Source organism: Stenotrophomonas sp. AC248 (assembly GCF_979258185.1).
In genome coordinates this window covers 2301932-2318200 of sequence record NZ_OZ409840.1, presented here as the reverse complement: position 1 = coordinate 2318200, position 16269 = coordinate 2301932, and the positions used below count along the sequence as shown (strand labels likewise).

At 69.4% G+C, this 16269-nt stretch carries 19 protein-coding genes; 12 read left to right on the top strand and 7 right to left on the bottom strand.

Annotation, left to right across the window (positions count from 1 at the left end; genetic code table 11):
- The first annotated feature begins 3 nt into the window (after positions 1-3).
- The 3 genes from ACZ0AE_RS10510 to ACZ0AE_RS10500 are packed head-to-tail and all read left to right on the top strand — an operon-like array spanning position 4 to position 2556.
- On the top strand, positions 4-489 hold the full coding sequence (locus ACZ0AE_RS10510; protein WP_463601051.1) for a copper chaperone PCu(A)C: 486 nt from the start codon (positions 4-6) through the stop codon (positions 487-489).
- Positions 489-1055 carry an SCO family protein gene (locus tag ACZ0AE_RS10505; RefSeq protein WP_463601050.1) on the top strand — a complete coding sequence of 189 codons (567 nt, stop codon included), beginning with the start codon at positions 489-491 and terminating at the stop codon, positions 1053-1055. Before ACZ0AE_RS10510 ends, ACZ0AE_RS10505 begins: the two co-directional genes overlap by 1 nt.
- A gap of 10 nt (positions 1056-1065) precedes the next feature.
- Positions 1066-2556, top strand: a complete 1491-nt coding sequence (locus tag ACZ0AE_RS10500) for an MFS transporter (RefSeq protein ID WP_463601049.1) — start codon at positions 1066-1068, stop codon at positions 2554-2556.
- Positions 2557-2592: 36 nt separating this feature from the next.
- Here ACZ0AE_RS10500 and ACZ0AE_RS10495 read toward each other — a convergent pair whose 3' ends face one another.
- Entirely contained in the window at positions 2593-3426 is an 834-nt protein-coding gene (locus ACZ0AE_RS10495) for a class I SAM-dependent methyltransferase (RefSeq protein WP_463601048.1), read from the bottom strand.
- Positions 3427-3502: 76 nt separating this feature from the next.
- Between ACZ0AE_RS10495 and ACZ0AE_RS10490 the strand changes: the two genes are divergently transcribed.
- Entirely contained in the window at positions 3503-3928 is a 426-nt protein-coding gene (locus tag ACZ0AE_RS10490; protein ID WP_463601047.1) for a helix-turn-helix domain-containing protein, read from the top strand.
- Here ACZ0AE_RS10490 and ACZ0AE_RS10485 read toward each other — a convergent pair.
- A complete protein-coding gene (locus ACZ0AE_RS10485; protein WP_463601046.1) occupies positions 3879-5150 on the bottom strand; it encodes an Nramp family divalent metal transporter in 1272 nt (423 codons plus the stop codon). The genes ACZ0AE_RS10490 and ACZ0AE_RS10485 overlap by 50 nt on opposite strands.
- A 247-nt stretch (positions 5151-5397) precedes the next feature.
- Between ACZ0AE_RS10485 and ACZ0AE_RS10480 the strand changes: the two genes are divergently transcribed.
- Both ACZ0AE_RS10480 and ACZ0AE_RS10475 read left to right on the top strand, forming a co-directional pair.
- Entirely contained in the window at positions 5398-6171 is a 774-nt protein-coding gene (locus tag ACZ0AE_RS10480; RefSeq protein ID WP_038688154.1) for a hypothetical protein, read from the top strand.
- Between the two features lie 88 nt (positions 6172-6259).
- A complete protein-coding gene (locus ACZ0AE_RS10475) occupies positions 6260-7237 on the top strand; it encodes a zinc-binding dehydrogenase (protein ID WP_038688156.1) in 978 nt (325 codons plus the stop codon).
- Between the two features lie 145 nt (positions 7238-7382).
- On the opposite strand, the gene ACZ0AE_RS10470 is transcribed toward ACZ0AE_RS10475, so the two are convergent.
- Positions 7383-8276, bottom strand: a complete 894-nt coding sequence (locus ACZ0AE_RS10470) for a LysR family transcriptional regulator (RefSeq protein WP_463601045.1) — start codon at positions 8274-8276, stop codon at positions 7383-7385.
- A gap of 188 nt (positions 8277-8464) precedes the next feature.
- Here ACZ0AE_RS10470 and ACZ0AE_RS10465 point away from each other — a divergent pair, with 188 nt between their 5' ends.
- From ACZ0AE_RS10465 to ACZ0AE_RS10450, 4 genes are all read left to right on the top strand, one after another.
- Positions 8465-8929, top strand: a complete 465-nt coding sequence (locus ACZ0AE_RS10465; RefSeq protein ID WP_428711390.1) for a (R)-mandelonitrile lyase — start codon at positions 8465-8467, stop codon at positions 8927-8929.
- 59 nt (positions 8930-8988) lie between these two features.
- Positions 8989-9660, top strand: a complete 672-nt coding sequence (locus ACZ0AE_RS10460; protein ID WP_463601044.1) for a class I SAM-dependent methyltransferase — start codon at positions 8989-8991, stop codon at positions 9658-9660.
- 63 nt (positions 9661-9723) lie between these two features.
- Positions 9724-10377, top strand: coding sequence for an SDR family oxidoreductase (locus ACZ0AE_RS10455; RefSeq protein ID WP_463601043.1), 654 nt, complete (start codon positions 9724-9726; stop codon positions 10375-10377).
- Between the two features lie 69 nt (positions 10378-10446).
- Entirely contained in the window at positions 10447-11364 is a 918-nt protein-coding gene (locus ACZ0AE_RS10450) for a M14 family metallopeptidase (RefSeq protein WP_463601042.1), read from the top strand.
- Between the two features lie 278 nt (positions 11365-11642).
- On the opposite strand, the gene ACZ0AE_RS10445 is transcribed toward ACZ0AE_RS10450, so the two are convergent.
- Positions 11643-12506 (bottom strand): LysR family transcriptional regulator, encoded by an 864-nt coding sequence (locus tag ACZ0AE_RS10445; protein WP_448133746.1) that lies wholly within the window; start codon positions 12504-12506, stop codon positions 11643-11645.
- A 152-nt stretch (positions 12507-12658) separates the two neighbouring features.
- On the opposite strand from ACZ0AE_RS10445, the gene ACZ0AE_RS10440 reads away from it, so the two are divergent.
- Together ACZ0AE_RS10440 and ACZ0AE_RS10435 are read left to right on the top strand one after the other, a co-directional pair.
- Positions 12659-13030, top strand: a complete 372-nt coding sequence (locus ACZ0AE_RS10440) for a DMT family transporter (RefSeq protein ID WP_463601041.1) — start codon at positions 12659-12661, stop codon at positions 13028-13030.
- On the top strand, positions 13027-13347 hold the full coding sequence (locus tag ACZ0AE_RS10435) for an SMR family transporter (RefSeq protein WP_463601040.1): 321 nt from the start codon (positions 13027-13029) through the stop codon (positions 13345-13347). The genes ACZ0AE_RS10440 and ACZ0AE_RS10435 overlap by 4 nt, the downstream gene beginning before the upstream one ends.
- A gap of 6 nt (positions 13348-13353) precedes the next feature.
- Here the strand turns inward: ACZ0AE_RS10435 and ACZ0AE_RS10430 are convergent, their stop codons facing one another.
- From ACZ0AE_RS10430 to ACZ0AE_RS10420, 3 genes are all read right to left on the bottom strand, one after another.
- Positions 13354-14181, bottom strand: a complete 828-nt coding sequence (locus ACZ0AE_RS10430) for an isocitrate lyase/PEP mutase family protein (RefSeq protein WP_463601039.1) — start codon at positions 14179-14181, stop codon at positions 13354-13356.
- A 69-nt stretch (positions 14182-14250) separates the two neighbouring features.
- Positions 14251-15399 (bottom strand): MFS transporter, encoded by a 1149-nt coding sequence (locus tag ACZ0AE_RS10425; protein ID WP_463601038.1) that lies wholly within the window; start codon positions 15397-15399, stop codon positions 14251-14253.
- A gap of 7 nt (positions 15400-15406) precedes the next feature.
- Positions 15407-16183 carry a DeoR/GlpR family DNA-binding transcription regulator gene (locus ACZ0AE_RS10420; RefSeq protein WP_463601037.1) on the bottom strand — a complete coding sequence of 259 codons (777 nt, stop codon included), beginning with the start codon at positions 16181-16183 and terminating at the stop codon, positions 15407-15409.
- Between the last annotated feature and the right edge of the window lie 86 nt (positions 16184-16269).

Genomic DNA, 16269 nt, shown 5'->3' with positions numbered 1-16269 from the left:
GTCATGATCCAACGCGCGTGCCGCCTCGGCCTGGCCGCCGTGATGGGGCTGGCGGCGTCGCTGCCGGCAACCGCCGCCGGGCGCGACAGCGCGTCGGTGGTGGCCAGTGAAGCCTGGGTGCGATTGCCGCCGCCCGCCGCGGCCGTGGCAGCCGGCTACGTGGAGCTGGACAATGGCGGCGCCGCCAACCGCCTGGTGGCGGCCAGCGCGGCCGGCTTCGGCCAGGTGCAGATCCATGCGATGCGCATGGACGGCGAGGTCATGCGTATGCAGGCACTGCCCGACGGCCTGCCGCTGCCGGCAGGGAAGATCACTTCGCTGCGGCCCGGCGGTTACCACCTGATGCTGATGATGCCCAAGCGCCCGCTGCAGGAGGGCCAGCACGTGCGGGTGCGCCTGCAGTTCGCCCATGGCGACGCGCTGCCCGTGGAGTTCGTGGTGCGCGATGGCATGGGTGGGCCCGCCAACCAACACGGAGCCAACCGGTGATGCGCGGCGCGCTGGCGGCGTTGCTGGGCGGCCTGCTGCTGGCCGGCTGCGGCAGCGCGGACGCGCCGATCATGGGCCAGGCCGCCTTGGATGCGGTGGCATTGCAGGCCAGTGATGGGCGCACCCTTTCAATCCGGGACCTGCGTGGCAAGCCGACGTTGCTGTTCTTCGGCTTCACCCACTGCCCGGAAGTGTGTCCGTTGAGCCTGCTCAAGGCGGTGCAGCTCAAGCGCCGTCTCGGGCCGCTGGGGGAGTCGCTGCAGGTGGTATTCGTGACCATCGATCCACGGCGCGATACGCCTGCCCACCTGCACGAGTACCTGGCCGCCTTCGATCCGACGTTCATCGGGTTGAGCGGCGATGAGGCAGGCACCCGTGCCATCGCCGAAAGTCTGCGGGTCAGCTACCGGCAGGTGGGCGAGGGCGATGCGGCGACCTTCGAACATACCGCGTCGTGGTTCCTGCTGGGCGCCGATGGCACGTTGCAGGACGTGCTGGGCTATGCGCTCACCGATGCGGAGATGGACGCCCGGCTGCGCGCGAAACTGACGGCCCCCGGCGCGTGAGCCGCCGGGAGTGAGCACTGCCGTGGCCACAACGCCACGCACCGATGCCGTGCTGTTGCTGGCATCGGCCGGCTGCGCACTGACGGTGCTGGACACCAACGTGGTCGGGGTGGTGCTGCCCACCATCGCACGCGACCTGTCGGCGTCGTTCGCGGACATCGAGTGGGTGGTCAGCGCCTACGTGCTGTGCTTTGCCTCGCTGCTGCTGCCGGCCGGCACCCTGGCCGACCGCATCGGTCGGCGGCGCCTGTATCTGATCGGCCTGGGGCTGTTCGCGCTCACCTCGGTGGCCTGCGGGTTGGCAGCGCAGGCGGGTGCGCTGTACCTGGCGCGGGCGGGGCAGGGTGCGGCGGCGGCGTTCATGCTGGCCCCGGCGCTGTCGCTGATCGGCCATGCCCACCAGGACCCTGTGCGACGCGCACGGGCCTGGGCGATATGGGGCGCGATCATGGGCCTGACCATGGTGCTGGCCCCGTTGATCGGCGGGGCGATTGCCACCTGGTTGGGCTGGCGGTGGGCCTTCCACATCAATTTGTCGTTGTGCCTGCTGCTGGCGGCGATGAGCGCGCGCTTCGTGCCCGACTCGCGCGACCCCGTGCGCCGTCGCATCGATGTGGCCGGTGTGGTGCTGTTTGCCGGCAGCATGCTGTCGTGGACGTGGGCACTGATCCGCGGCCCGGTGCAAGGCTGGACCAGCATCGCCGTGCTGCCGTGGCTGGTGTCCGGCGTGGTGCTGGGAGCGGCCTTCATCCGCGTTGAACAGTGCCGCGCCCAGCCGATGCTGGACCTGCGCCTGTTCCGGATACCGGCGCTGGTGGGCGCGGTGATCGCGATGTTCGCCTACGCCGCCGCGGTGCAGGTGATGGCGTCGCTGCTGCCGTTGCTGCTGCAGAACGTGCGCGGCGACAGCGTGCTGCTGGCCGGCCTGCACATGCTGCCGTTCGCGCTGGCGATGCTGCTGCTGCCGTTCCTTGGCCGGCGTCTGGGCGCGCACTGGGATTCGGGAAAGATCCTTGCGCTGGGGTTGGGCGTGGCCGTGCTCGGCAACCTGGGCATCGCGCTGTCGTTGTGGCAGCACAGCGAGCCGGGGCTGTTGGTGGCCATGGCGGTGCTGGGCAGTGGCGGCGGCCTGCTCAACGGTGAAACGCAGAAGGCGATCATGAGCGTGATTCCCCCGGACCGCGCCGGCATGGCCTCGGGCATCAGCACCACCGCGCGCTTCTCCGGCATCCTGATCGGGTTTGCGACGTTGGGGGCGGTGCTGTCCAGCCATGTGCGGGCCGCCGCCGAAGCCCGCTTGGCCGCGGCCGGCCACCCGGTCTCGCCGGCGTTGCTGGAACGGGTGGTGGTGGGCGAGTTGTCGACGTCGACGGATGCGCTGGGTGTGCTGGCACGCGCGGCCTATGCGCAGGGCGCCGGCTACGCGTTCGTCGCCGCCGCACTGATGGCCCTGCTGGCGATGCTGGCGACGCGGTGGTTGATGCGCCTGCCGCCGCGCTGAGTGTCGCCCGCAGGACGGCAACCACTGCCCCTGCGATCAGGGTGCCACCGCGCGCAGCGCCCAGCAGGCGGCGACGAATTCAACGCGGTCGCCCTGCACGAACGGGGCAAAGGCCTGCTCCACCACCTGCAGCACCCGGGTACGCAGCGCCGCGTCGATCTGCGGATCGCGCAGCATCCCACCCACCGGCCCCAGCAACGACACGTACCGCCGCAGGTCGGCGGTGCGGATGCTGCAGACCTGGTCCACCGCCGTCACCTCGATATCGCGCCAGCCACTGTTGGCCAGGATGTCGAGCACATGCTGACGATCGGCGAAGGCGAACTGCCCCGGACCATCGGCCGTGCGCGGGGGCAGCGCCAGCAAGGGCGCGGCGGCGCGTTCGGCGGTGGTCATGAACGGGTTCTCGGCGGCACTGCGCCAGGCCAGCGCATGCAACGTGCCGCCGCTGCGCGTGGCCTGACGCAGGTTGGCGAAAGCCTGCACCGGGTCGTCGAAGAACATCACCCCGAAGCGCGAGACGATGCGATCCAGGCGGGCCGGCGCAAAGCGGTGCCGCTGCGCATCGCCCACCGCGAAGTCGATCTGCAGACCCGCCGCGGCGGCGCGTTCCACCGCACGGGCGATCATCGGCGCGGAGATGTCCACGCCACTGCAGTGGCCGCCTTCGCCGAGCCGGGCGGCGATGGCCAGGCACACCGCACCGGTGCCGCAGCCCACGTCCAGCACATGTGCGGGCTGGCCTGCCGGAACAGCCCCGGCAAGCTGTTCGGCCAGCGGCGAGAACATGCCGTCCAGCAGCGACTGCGCCTCCACCCATACCTCGCCGGAGGGGCCGTTCCAGAGGGCGTGTTGAGGGGTATCGGTCATGACGGTCTCGATCTGGGCTTGCCAGCAGGGAAGGGAGCCCGCACTCTGGCACTTCAAGTGCACTTGAGGTCAAGCGATGCGTGAGCTGGATATCGCCGAGGTGGCCCGCCGCTCAGGCCTGGCCGCATCGGCACTGCGCTACTACGAAGCGAAGGGCCTGATCCGGCCGATGGGTCGGCATGGCCTGCGCCGCGTGTATGCCGATGCGGTGCTGGAGCAGTTGGCGTTGATCACGCTGGGGCGCGCAGCGGGACTGTCGCTGCAGGAGATCGGGACGATGCTGGGGGTCGAAGATGGCACCGGCATCGATCGCACGCGGCTGGCGGCCAAGGCCGATGCGCTGGACCTGCGCATCGCGCGCATGACCGTGATGCGTGACGGTTTGAGGCACGCGGCGGCGTGCCGTGCCCCCCGTCATCTGGAGTGCCCGCGCTTTCGCGCACTGATGCGGCTCAACCGGCCACCGTGTCCAGCAGCAGCTTCACGTTCAGCACCAGGATGATCGCGGCGATCACCCACGCCAGCGCGATCAGCCAGCGTGGCGCCACCAGCGCGCCCATCTTTGCCTTGTCCGACACGAACCGCACCAGCGGAATCACCGCGAAGGGCAACTGCATCGACAGCAGCACCTGGCTGAGCACCAGCAGCCGCGCGGTGCCCTGTTCGCCATAGATCGCGGTGACGATCACCACCGGCACGATCGCGATGCCGCGGGTGATCAGGCGGCGTGCCCACGGGGCGATGCGCAGGCGCAGGAAACCCTCCATCACGATCTGCCCGGCCAGCGTGGCGGTCACGGTGGAGTTGATGCCCGAGGCGAGCAGGGCGACCGCGAACAAGGTCGAGGCCAGTCCCACGCCGAGCATGGGCGCCAGCAGTTCGTAGGCCTGCTCGATCTCCTGCACATCGGTGCGGCCGTGTGCGTGGAAGACCGCTGCGGCCAGGATCAGAATCGAAGCATTGATGAACAACGCCAGCATCAAGGCGATGGTGCTGTCGGTCACTGCCCAGCGCAGCGCGCTGCGACGGCCGGGGTCGGTGCGTGGGTAGGCGCGGGTCTGCACGATGGACGAATGCAGGTACAGGTTGTGCGGCATCACCGTGGCGCCGATGATCCCGATGGCCAGGTACAGGGCATGGGGGTTGGTGACCACCTCGGCGCGGGGAATGAAGCCGCCGAGCACGGCCTGCAGCGGCGGCGCGGCGAAGGCGATCTGGATCGCGAAGCAGGCAAAGATCACCAGCAGCAGCGCGATCACGAACGCTTCCAGCGCACGGAACCCGCGGTTCATCAGCCACAGCACCAGCACCACGTCGATGGCGGTGATGATCGCCCCGGCCAGCAGCGGAATCCCGAACAGCAGCTTGAGTGCGATGGCCGTGCCGATCACCTCGGCCAGGTCGCAGGCGATGATCGCGATTTCGCAGAGCAGCCACAGACCCAGGGTGACCGGGCGCGAATAGTGGTCGCGGCAGGCCTGGGCCAGGTCGCGCCCGGTGGCGATGCCGAGCCGGGCCGACAGCCCCTGCAGCACGATGGCCATCAGGTTGGACAGCAGGATCACCGACAGCAGCAGGTAGCCGAACTGGGCGCCGCCGGCGATGTCGGTGGCCCAGTTGCCCGGGTCCATGTAGCCCACCGACACCATGTAACCCGGGCCCAGGAACGCCAACAGCCGGAACCACCAGTGCCCGCCGTGGGGGACGGCGACGCTGGCGTTCATGTCGCCAAGGCTGGGGCTGTGGCCGTCTGAAGACGGCCAGGCAGACGCGGTGTCGGGGCGGCGTTGGATGTCCACGGCCGCAATATAGCAGAGGCTATGTTAGTAAGGCTTTGCAATTTCCGGCCATGCCATGGCGGCCGCCGGCCACGCTTCAACGCGGGGGTGGGGGGCGTGTTGTTGCATACCTATGCCACCGCCTTAACCGCTAACCGCGTATCGTCAGCGCTCTTTGAGTTGGAGTGGATGCATGCGTTGGATCGTGTTGTTGGCCGCATTGGCCATGCCGGTGGTGTCGTGGTTCTCGCAATCCGGCGCATTCGGCCCGACCAATGGCGCGATTTCCGACCGCTATCCGACCCTGTTGGTCGCTGCGGGCTACGCGTTCGCGATCTGGGGCGTGATCTTCCTGTGGGACGTGGTCTTCGGGCTGTGGCAGCTGCGCCGGCGCCGCCCGGACCTGCCCGGCGTGCGTGGCTGGGCGGCGGCGGGCTTCGCGCTGACGGCCGCGTGGATGCCGGTGTTTTCCAACCAGTGGTTCCTGCCCGCGCTGGCGATCATCTGGGCTGCGCTGGTGTGCCTGTTGATGGCCGCTGTGCGCGCCGCCCCCACCGACGCCACCGGCGGCCAGCGCGCCTGGGCGGCATATCCGCTGGCGCTGCATGCCGGCTGGCTGACGATGGCCGCCTTCCTCAACACGGCCCAGGTAATCGTGGCCTACCAGTGGCTGCCCACCGCCGACATGTTCGGCTGGAGCGTGGTGCTTCTGGCCCTTGCCACGGTGCTGGCCTGGGCGATGAACCAGCGCCTGCGCGGGCATTTCGCGTACCCGGCGGCCGTGGTCTGGGCGCTGGTCGGTGTGTACGTGAAGCAGTCGGGCTGGCGCCTGCCCGGTGCCGATACCGTGTCGGTGCTGGCGCTGGCGGTTGCCGCGCTGCTGGTGCTGCAGACGTTGCTGCTGCGCACGCGGGCGTGGCGCCATCCGACCGTGCCGGTCGTGGCCGCGCACCGCCACCGACGTTGAGGTCACGCGTCTCCGGGCACCGTGTGTGCCCGTGCAAGGCCGGGCGCTGCCCGGCAATCCCCCATTGAACTGGCAACAGGAGACTTCCATGCGCGCTGCATTGCATGACACCTTTGGCGATCCCACCATCGTGCTGCACGGGGGTGACGTACCCACCCCGCAGCCGGGCGCGGGCGAGGTGCGTATCCGCACCGTGCTGGCCCCCATCCACAACCATGACCTGTGGACCGTACGCGGCAAGTACGGCTACAAGCCCACGCTGCCGGCGGTTGGTGGCAGTGAAGCAACCGGCGTGATCGACGCGCTGGGCGAGGGCGTTGAAGGCCTGGCGGTGGGTCAGCGGGTGAGCGCCGCGTCGGTGCATGGCACCTGGGCCGAGCACTTCATCGCACCGGCGAAGATGGTCATTCCGATGCCGGATGCGATCGACGATGAAACCGCGGCGCAGCTGATCGCGATGCCGCTGAGCGCGCTGATGCTGCTGGAGTTCCTGCAGGTCCACGAGGGTCAGTGGATCCTGCAGAACGCCGCCAATGGCGCGGTCGGCAAGGCGCTGGCGATGCTGTCCAAGGCACGCGGCGTGCACTGCGTGAACCTGGTGCGGCGCGATGCCGGCGTGGCGGAAATGGAGGCGCTGGGCATCGACAACACGATTTCCACCGCGCAGTCGGACTGGATGGCGCAGGTGCAGACACGGCTGGCCGGCGGCTCGATCGCTGCGGCGGTGGACTCGGTGGGCGGGCGTGCCAGCAGCGAGCTGATGACGTTGCTGGGGGATGGCGGCACGCTGGTGTCGTTCGGCTCGATGACCGGCGAACCGATGCAGCTCAACTCGGGCGACGTGATCTTCAAGCAGGCCACGGTGAAGGGGTTCTGGGGCAGCAAGGTGAGCCAGGCGATGGCCCCGGACGACAAGCGCCGGCTGGTGGGTGAGCTGCTGCAGCTGGCTGCACGCGGTGGGCTGAGCCTGCCGGTGGATGGTGTGTTCGGGCTGGACGAGGTGGCGGCTGCTGCTGCGGCCAGTCTGGAACCGGGCCGCAACGGCAAGGTGCTGCTGCGCCCCTGAGGGCCGGCGGGTAGAGCCGACCGTTGGTCGGCTGTTCCGGGTCGGGCACCGCGACAGCCGACCAACGGTCGGCTCTACCGGGGATTGCTACAGCCGACCAACGGTCGGTTATTCCCGCATTGCGACAGCCGACCAACGGTCGGCTCTACCGGGCTGCGCGTAACGCTTCTATCACCACGCGCATCGCGCTGGAGGATTGGCGGCGGCTGGGGTAGTAGGCGTAATAGCCGTCGAACTGGTCGCACCAGTCGTCCATGACGCGGCGCAGGCGACCCGCCTGGACGTGTTCCAGCACCATGTCTTCGGGCAGGTAGGCCAGGCCGGCGCCGGCCAGGGTCGCGCGCAACATGGCGCTGCTGCCGTTGAACGTCCATTGCCCGTCCACGCGCACGTTGGCCTCTTGGCCGTCTTTCTGCAGGTCCCACACCATCAGTCCGCCGTGGGTAGGCAGGCGCAGCCCGATGCAGTTGTGCGCGGCCAGATCCGCCGGTGCTTGGGGCGCGACGTGATGGACGAAATAGGCCGGGCTGGCCACGATCGCCATGCGCTGCGGGCCGCTGATCGGCACGGCGATCATGTCGTTGGCCACGCGTCCGCCCAGGCGGATGCCGATGTCGTACCGCTGCGCCACGATGTCGGCCAGGCCGTAGTCGACGGTGAGCTCCACGCGCAGGTCGGGGTAGGCCGGCAGTATCGCGCTCAGGCGTGGCCAGACAATGCTGTTGGCCGCGTGTTCGGCGGTGGTGATGCGGATGGTGCCGGCAGGATGGTCGCGGTAGTCGCTGATCGCCACCAGCTCGGCCTCGATCTCCTGCATGCGCGGGGCCACGGTGTCGTACAGCCGTTCGCCGGCCTCGGTCATCGACACGCTGCGGGTGGTGCGGGTGAGCAGGCGCACCCCGAGACGCTCTTCCAGGCCTCGCACGGTGTGGCTCAGCGCGGACTGCGAGACGCCGAGCTGCGCGGCGGCGCGGGTGAAGCTGCGCTCTCGGGCCACGGCGATGAAGACCTGCAGGTCGTTGAAATTCTCGCGGGCCATCGGCGGCGTCCGGCACGCATGTGATTCATGCCTGGCCATGATGAGTCCGGGCCACTGGTGAGCACAAGGCGCCAACCGTTGATGATTGATGAGTGATGTTCATCGCTGCATGCGTGCTGCGGCAGGCAGTGGCGAGGTTGGCAGGGACTACAGTGGGACGGTCCGTTTTCCACGTCGAGGAGTTCCCCATGAACCTGTTGAGCAGCACGCTGCTGTCGATGGTGGCCGCCACCGCACCGGCCGACCCGGCCCCGATCCAGATCGCCCGAGCCGGCAGCACCCCATCGGCGGCCGGCCCAGCCGACTATTTCACCGGCACGGTGCGCATCGATGCGCCGTTCCAGCGCGCCGCACCGGCCCGCGTGGGCGGCGCCACCGTGACCTTCGAGCCCGGCGCGCGCACGGCCTGGCACACCCATCCGCTCGGCCAGACCCTGATCGTGACCGCCGGGGTGGGCAGCGTGCAGGAGTGGGGCAAGCCGGTGCAGGAGATCCGCCCCGGCGACATTGTCTGGATCGCGCCGGGGGTGAAGCACTGGCACGGCGCCAAGGCGACGGTGGCCATGACCCATATCGCCATCGCCGAAGCGGTCGATGGCTCACCGGTGACCTGGCTGGAGCAGGTCAGCGAGGCCCAGTACAACGGCGGGTGACATCGCGCGCCACGGGCGTTAATGTAACTACACCAGTTACATGAAATAAAGTGCGCCCGATGGATGCCTACGCCGACCCCGATGCCGTGGCCCGCTACGCAGAACGCCCACCCCGGCTGGTGCCGGGGTTCGCCGACCTGCAGCGGATGTGCACGCAGCTGCTGGCCGAATCCGCGCCGCCCGACGCACGCGTGCTGGTGTTGGGCGCTGGCGGTGGCCTGGAGCTGCGCACCTTCGCGCAGGCGCAGCCGCACTGGCGTTTCGACGGTGTGGATCCGTCGGACGCGATGTTGGCGCTGGCAACCCGCACCCTGGGCGCACACGCCCACCGTGCCCAGCTGCATCACGGGTACATCGACGCAGCGCCTGACGGGCCGTTCGATGCGGCGGCCTGCCTGCTCACCCTGCATTTCGTGCCGCCGCACGAACGCGTGCCGACTCTGGCGGCGCTACATCGGCGCTTGCGTCCGGGCGCGCCGCTGGTCGTGGCGCACATGAGCTTCGAGCAGAGCGACGGTGCGCGTGCGCGCTGGCTGCAGCGCTACGCCGACTTTGCGATGTCCTCCGGGATCACGCCGGAGCAGGCCGAGCACGGTCGCGCCGCCGTCGCCGAGCACGTGCATATCCTGTCGCCGGCGCAGGACGAGGCGCTGCTGCGCGAGGCCGGTTTCAGCCGCGTCGAGAGCTTCTACCAGGGGCTGGGATTTCGCGGCTGGATTGCGCTGGCGTAAGCGCCACGGCGCAGTCACGCCGCGATGGCTACGCTGATCGCCGGTACGTTTCAGGAGAACAGCATGGCCCAGGTTTTCATCATTGGCGCTGCCGGCAAGGTCGGCCGCCACCTGGTCGAACAACTGGCCACGCGCGGCCACCGCGCGGTGGCGCTGCATCGTCGCCCGGAGCAGGCGGACGCGTTGGCCGCACTGGGCGGCACACCGATGCAGGGCGATCTGACCCACACCGATGCGCAGGCGCTGGCGGCACAGATGGCCGGCAGCGAGGTGGTGGTGTTCAGTGCAGGGGCGGGCGGGGCAGGCATCGAACTGACCAACGCCATCGACGGTGCCGGGCTGGAGCTGGCCGTGCAGGCCGCCCGGCACGCCGGCATCAAACGCTTCCTGCTGGTCTCGGCATTTCCCGAGGCCGGGCGAGGCAAGGCGATGGGCGATGGCTTCGAGAACTACATGGCGGTCAAGAAGCGCGCCGATGTGTACCTGGCCGCCAGCGACCTGGATTGGGTGATCCTGCGCCCCGGTACGCTCACCGATGCGGCCGGCCGTGGATGCGTGCAGGCCGGGCTGGCCATTGCCTACGGCGAGGTGCCGCGTGCGGATGTTGCCGCGACGCTGGTGGCGTTGGTCGAACGCCCGCAGCTCAAGCACCGCATCATCGAACTCACCGAAGGTGACCAACCCATCGACGTGGCGCTGCAGCAGCTGCTCGCCTGATGTGGCACAGGCGGCCCGGGCGGCAATGGTAAAATCGGCGTCCCGATCCACTGCACAGACGAGTACGCCATGACCGACGCCCGCTTCCATCCCATCGGCACCCCTGGCCAGCCCTGGGGCGCGGCGGAAAAGGCGCAGTGGCGTGCCCTGCAGCAGCCGCAGCGTCGCTATGCCAACGACGTGGTGCCGGCGGTGGACGCCTTGCGCGCGGACTTCGACGTGGAGCAGTACGGCACGCTGGACTACGCCCCGGACGCGTACCCGTTGTTTGCCGTACGCAGCCGCAACTGGAACCCGGCGCTTCCCAGCGTGCTGGTGACCGGCGGCGTGCACGGCTACGAAACCAGTGGCGTGCAGGGCGCGCTGCAGTTCCTGGCCACGCGTGCCAAGGACTATGACGGTCGCGCGAACGTGCTGGTGGCGGCGTGTGTGAGCCCCTGGGGCTACGAGCGCGTGCAGCGCTGGAACGCCGATGCGATCGACCCGAACCGCTCGTTCGTGGCCAACAGCCCGGCGCAGGAATCGGCGGCGCTGATGGCGCTGGTGGAACCGCTGCGCGCCGGCATGGTGATGCACATCGACCTGCATGAAACCACCGACAGCGACGAAACCGAGTTCCGTCCCGCGCTGGCCGCGCGCGATGGCAAGCCGTTCGAACCGGGCCTGATTCCCGATGGCTTCTACCTGGTGGACGACAGCGAGAATCCGCAGCCCGCGTTCCAGACGGCGGTGAACGCGGCGGTGGAGCAGGTGACCCATATCGCCCCGGCCGATGACAAGGGCGAGATCATCGGCTCGCCGGTGGTGGCCCCGGGCGTGATCGAGTACCCGCTGAAGAAGCTGGGCTTGTGCGCCAGCATCACCGGCGCGACCTACACCACCACCACCGAGGTCTACCCGGACAGCCCGCGCGCCACCCCGCAGCAATGCAACGATGCGCAGGTAGCCGCCATCTGCGCCGCCATCGACTACGCACTCGCCCACTAGGTAGTGCCGGCCGCTGGCCGGCTCCAGGCGATCCCAACCAGCGCCACGTGGAGCCGGGCTCTGCCCGGCAAGCGTGGAGCCCGGCGCAAAGCGCAGCGGGGCAGAGCCCCGCTCTACCCGGGATGCGTTGAAGAATGGCCACGTAGCGCCGGGCTCTGCCCGGCTGCCTTGTAGTGCCGGCCGCTGGCCGGCTCCAGGCGATCCAAACCAGCGCCACGTAGCGCCGGGCTCTGCCCGGCTGTCTTTCAGCGCGAAGCGCGGCGGGGCAGAGCCCCGCTCTACGGGGTGCGGTGCAGGAATTCGTCGAGCAGCCACAGCGCGGCCGGGCCCAGTATCTCGCCCTTGCGCCACACCGCGTCGCACGCCACCAGCTTCGGCCAGCCGGGCAGGGCCAGTTCCACCAGCTGCCCGCGCCCGTATCGCGCTACCAGGGTGCGCGGCAGTTCGGCCCAACCGAAGCCGTCTTCGGCCATCTCCAGCACCATCAGGTAATCCGACGCCGACCAGCTGCGCCCCCGGGCCGGGCCGCTGCGCTGATCGTCACCGCTCAGGCAGATCCGGCGATGGCCCGCCAGGTGGGATTCGTCCGCGGCATCGATCTGCGCCAGCGGATGCTGCCGCGCCACGAACACCGCCATTTCCGCGCGCAACGGCAGCGCACGGACAGTCAGGTCGGACGGGTACTGCGCCTGCTGCGGCACCAGTCCCAGATGCGCGCGCCCCCGCTGCACCACATCGAGCACGTCGCTGCCTTCGGCATCCAGCCATTCCAGTTCAATGTCCGGAAAACGCTGTTCGAAACGCTGCAACAGAGGGTGGTCGGGGTTGAGCTGGTAGATGTCGGAAAACACCACGGTCAACCGCGGCTCCACCGCGTCGCCCAGGCGGATGCTCAGCTGTTCCAGGCGTTCAGCGGCGGCAAGAATCTCCTGCACGTGGCCGAGCACCTTGCGCCCGTCGTCGGTGAGCACCGGGTAGCGGCCGCGGCGATCGAACAGGGTGAGGCCCAGATCGGCCTCCAGCGTGGCAACCGCCGTGCTGATGGTCGATTGGGTCTTTTTCAGGCGGCGGGCCGCGGCGGAGAAGGAGCCGAGCGCGGCCGCTTCAACGAAGGCGTGCAAGGATTCCGGGCCGTAGCGCATGGATGTATCGCCTTTGTCGATGGATTCCATCTTTGGTGTGATGGAAACGTCGATGATAATGAAGGCATCGGCGGAGTGCGAGTGTCGCGAGTGCCCGTACCGACCAACGGTCGGTACCTACGCCCCGCCGGATCACCCTCAAGGAGTTTCCCATGCACACACACGTGCATTCCCAACCCCGTGCCCGTGGCGGCCTGATCGCCTGGGCCTGCCTGACTGTGGCGATCGTCGCCGAAGTGGTCGGCACCTCGTTCATGGCCGACGCCGCCCGTCATGGCGGCTATCTGGGCTATGTCGTGATGGCCGTGGCCCTGGCCATTTCGTACTACTTCCTGGCGGTGTCGGTGCGCGCCATCGCGGTCGGGGTTGCCTACGCGGTGTGGGAAGGCCTCGGCCTGACCCTGCTCACGCTGGTCGGCATTTTCGTGTTCAAGGACAGCCTGTCCGTGCAGCAGATGATCGGCCTGGTGATGGCGGCGGTCGGCATCGTCTGCGTCACGCTCGGCGAGGAGCACACGGCATGAATCTCACCGCCTTCCTGTTTGTGGTCTGCTCGGCCCTGATCGACATCGCGGCCAACATGATGGTCGCCAAATCCGATGGGTTCCGTAAGCCGGCCTGGGGGGTTGCCGCGATCGCGCTGGTCTGGCTCGCCTTCGCGCTTCTCGGCCAAGCGGTCAAGACCCTGGATCTGGCCACCGCCTATGCGATGTGGGGCGCGATCGGAGTGATCGGCACTGCCGTCTGCGGGCGGGTGCTGTTCGGCAACCGCCTGCGTCCGATCGGCTGGATCGGCATCGCGCTGGTCACCGGTGCGGTGGTGGTGCTGTCCAGCCACTGACCCCGGTCAGCGGAACAGGTGATTCAATACCGCCCCGGAGGCCGCATCGGCGAAGCCGTCGAAGCGGCCTTCGTCCCTGAGCAGCTGCGAGGCGCGCATCATCCCACCCCAGGCGGTACGCGCCATCGCGCCGCCCACGCTGACCCGGCGCACGCCCATGGCGGCGATGTCCTGCAGGGTAAACGGCACGGCGCTGCCCACCAGCAGGTTCACCGGTTTGGGGGCCACGGCGGCAACCACCGCCTCGATCTGCGCGCGGGTGCTGATGCCCGGCGCGTACAGGCAGTCGGCGCCGGCCGCGGCGTAGGCGCGCAGCCGGGCAATGGCATCGTCCAGGTCCGGGCGGCCGACAAAGAAGTTCTCGGCCCGGCCAATCAGCAACACGTCTTCCCCGCTGCGGTCGATGGCGGCCCGTGCGGCGCGCACCCGCGCCACTGCCTCGTCGAGCGGTCGCAGCGGCGCGGCAGCGTCGCCACGGGCGTCTTCAATGGACAGGCCGGCCACGCCGGTGGCGATGGCCTGTTCCACGGCGTGCTCCACTGCGGTGGGATCCGCGCCGAAGCCATCGCCGAAATCGGCATTCACCGGCAGCGGCGTGGCAGCGGCCAGGTCACGCAGGTGGGCCAGCGTCTCATCCAGTGAGAGCTGGCCGTCCGGCTTGCCCTGGCTCCAGGCCATGCCGGAACTGGTGCTGGCCAGCGCGGCAAACCCCAGCCCATGCAGGTAGCGCGCACTGCCCACGTCCCACGGGTTGGGCAACACGAAACAGCCGTCCGCATGCAGGGCGCGGAAGGCGGCGCGGCGAGGGCGGGGATCGAAGGGCAGGGTGGTCATGGCGGGGACCCGGCAGGCAGTACCACGATGGTACCGCCCACGTTGCGCCGGTCGTGCTGCAGGCGCGACTCAGGCCCGCACCCAGCGCGCCGCCACGCCGATGCCCGCCAGTGCAACGGCCACCAGGCAGAAGGCGAACACCAGGCTGCTGGCCTGTGCCACGAACCCGATGAACGCCGGGCCGGCCAGCACGCCGGCGTAGCCCAGCGTGGTGATCGCCGGAATCGCCAGGCTCTCCGGCATCGCCTTCTGGTTGCCGGCCATCGAGAACAACGCCGGCACGATGTTGGCGCAACCCAGGCCGATCAGTGCGTAGCCCAGCAGCGCCAGCGGCAGCAGCGTGGCAAAGGTGACCAGCGCGAAACCACCGGCCGCCACCAGGCTGCCGAGCAGGATGGCGCGGTGCCGCCCCAACGCGGCCACCACGCCGTCGCCGACCAGGCGGGTCACCGTCATGGCGATGGCAAACGTCATGAAACCCAGCCCGGCGTGCGACGGCGGCACCTGCTGAACCTCGTGCAGGAATACCGCGCTCCAGTCCAGCATGGCGCCCTCGGCCAGGAAGGCCACGAAACACAGCACGCCGATGCCCAGCACCACCCCATGTGGCACGGCGAACACCGGCGCGCCGGTGGGCGCCTTGTCGCGCCGCCAGTACGGCAGCGAGAGGGCCAGCAGCGCGGCCATCACCGCGACAGCCAGCAGGCACACCAGCCACGGCGGGAGGTGCAGCGCGAGCAGCCCGGTCATCGCCGCGGCGCCAACGGCGCCACCGATGCTGTAGAAGGCGTGGAAGCCGGACATCATCGGCCGCCCGCTGTCACGCTCGACCATGACCGCCTGGATGTTCATCGTGCAGTCGCATGCGCCCACCCCGGCGCCGAACACGAACAGGGCCAGCCCCAGCGTCCACGGCGATGGCGCGATGGCCAGCAGGGGCAGGCTGGCGATCACCATCAACAGCGTGCCGATCATCACCGCGCGGCACCCGTGGCGGGCGGCGAAGATGCCGGCCAGCGGCATCGCCAGCAGGGAACCGGCACCCAGGCACAGCAGCACCAGGCCCAGCGAGCCCTCATCCAGCCCGGTGCGGGTCTTGGCGAAGGGCACCAGCGGCGCCCAGGCGGCGGTGGCGAAGCCGGGCAGGAAGAAGGCGGCGCGGGTGGCGTGTTGTTCGACGCGGGTACCGGCCAGGGATGCGTGGGTCAGCGTTGACATGTCGGGCTTACTCCGCATCGGCGTGGTGGATATCGACGCCGCGGCGCGCGAACGCCTCGGCCTGCGCCGACGGGGCATCGGCCTCCAGCACCAACACGTCGATCCGTTCGACCGTGCCGATCCGGTGCGATGCCTGCGCGCCCAGCTTTTCGTTGCTGGCCACCACCACGCAGCGGCTGCTGGCGGCGAGCATCGCCCGCTTCAGCGCGGCTTCCTCGCCATCCACGGCCCACAGGCCGGCCTCGGCATCCACCGCGCAGGTGCCGATGAAGCAGACGTCCACGCGCAACGCGGCGATGGCTTCCAGCGCCTGCGCGCCGACGGCCGCGCCGATCCGCGGATCCAGGCGGCCACCGATCAGCGTGACCTCGAACCCGCTGCGCGCCATCAGCAGCAGCGCGATGTCCGGAGCATTGGTGATCACCCGCAGGCCCTGGGTGTCGGGCAGGCAGGCGGCGATGGCACTGTTGGTGGACCCGGCATCCAGCAGCACCTGCTCACCCGGGCGCACATGCAGGGCCGCTGCGCGTGCGAGCGCCTGCTTCTGTTCGCGCTGCAGGGCATGGCGGTCGGCCAGTGGCGGAAATTCCGGGGCCGCCGGCAGCGCGCCGCCATACACCTTGCGGCACAGGCCCTGGCTGGCCAGATCGCGCAGGTCGCGGCGGATCGAGTCTTCGGAGACGCCCATCTGCAGCGCAAGTTGGGCGGAGAACACGCGCCCCTGTTCGCGCAGCAGGTGCAGGATGGTCTGTTGGCGTTCGCCGGGAAGGGCTTCTGGATGCATGGCGGGATGCTCTGGCGTTCGGGAAAAAACCGGAGCAACCATGCATGAAAACGCAAAGCCACCCCCGGATAGGCGGGTGACTATAC

Coding starts and splice junctions, on each gene's coding strand:
- ACZ0AE_RS10465 (WP_428711390.1), top strand. CDS start 8,465: ATGAACCTGTTGAGCAGCACGCTGCTGTCGATGGTGGCCGCCACCGCA.
- ACZ0AE_RS10425 (WP_463601038.1), bottom strand. CDS start 15,399: ATGTCAACGCTGACCCACGCATCCCTGGCCGGTACCCGCGTCGAACAA.
- ACZ0AE_RS10510 (WP_463601051.1), top strand. CDS start 4: ATGATCCAACGCGCGTGCCGCCTCGGCCTGGCCGCCGTGATGGGGCTG.
- ACZ0AE_RS10445 (WP_448133746.1), bottom strand. CDS start 12,506: ATGCGCTACGGCCCGGAATCCTTGCACGCCTTCGTTGAAGCGGCCGCG.
- ACZ0AE_RS10440 (WP_463601041.1), top strand. CDS start 12,659: ATGCACACACACGTGCATTCCCAACCCCGTGCCCGTGGCGGCCTGATC.
- ACZ0AE_RS10435 (WP_463601040.1), top strand. CDS start 13,027: ATGAATCTCACCGCCTTCCTGTTTGTGGTCTGCTCGGCCCTGATCGAC.
- ACZ0AE_RS10470 (WP_463601045.1), bottom strand. CDS start 8,276: ATGGCCCGCGAGAATTTCAACGACCTGCAGGTCTTCATCGCCGTGGCC.
- ACZ0AE_RS10460 (WP_463601044.1), top strand. CDS start 8,989: ATGGATGCCTACGCCGACCCCGATGCCGTGGCCCGCTACGCAGAACGC.
- ACZ0AE_RS10505 (WP_463601050.1), top strand. CDS start 489: ATGCGCGGCGCGCTGGCGGCGTTGCTGGGCGGCCTGCTGCTGGCCGGC.
- ACZ0AE_RS10485 (WP_463601046.1), bottom strand. CDS start 5,150: ATGAACGCCAGCGTCGCCGTCCCCCACGGCGGGCACTGGTGGTTCCGG.
- ACZ0AE_RS10455 (WP_463601043.1), top strand. CDS start 9,724: ATGGCCCAGGTTTTCATCATTGGCGCTGCCGGCAAGGTCGGCCGCCAC.
- ACZ0AE_RS10475 (WP_038688156.1), top strand. CDS start 6,260: ATGCGCGCTGCATTGCATGACACCTTTGGCGATCCCACCATCGTGCTG.
- ACZ0AE_RS10490 (WP_463601047.1), top strand. CDS start 3,503: ATGCGTGAGCTGGATATCGCCGAGGTGGCCCGCCGCTCAGGCCTGGCC.
- ACZ0AE_RS10450 (WP_463601042.1), top strand. CDS start 10,447: ATGACCGACGCCCGCTTCCATCCCATCGGCACCCCTGGCCAGCCCTGG.
- ACZ0AE_RS10495 (WP_463601048.1), bottom strand. CDS start 3,426: ATGACCGATACCCCTCAACACGCCCTCTGGAACGGCCCCTCCGGCGAG.
- ACZ0AE_RS10420 (WP_463601037.1), bottom strand. CDS start 16,183: ATGCATCCAGAAGCCCTTCCCGGCGAACGCCAACAGACCATCCTGCAC.
- ACZ0AE_RS10480 (WP_038688154.1), top strand. CDS start 5,398: ATGCGTTGGATCGTGTTGTTGGCCGCATTGGCCATGCCGGTGGTGTCG.
- ACZ0AE_RS10430 (WP_463601039.1), bottom strand. CDS start 14,181: ATGACCACCCTGCCCTTCGATCCCCGCCCTCGCCGCGCCGCCTTCCGC.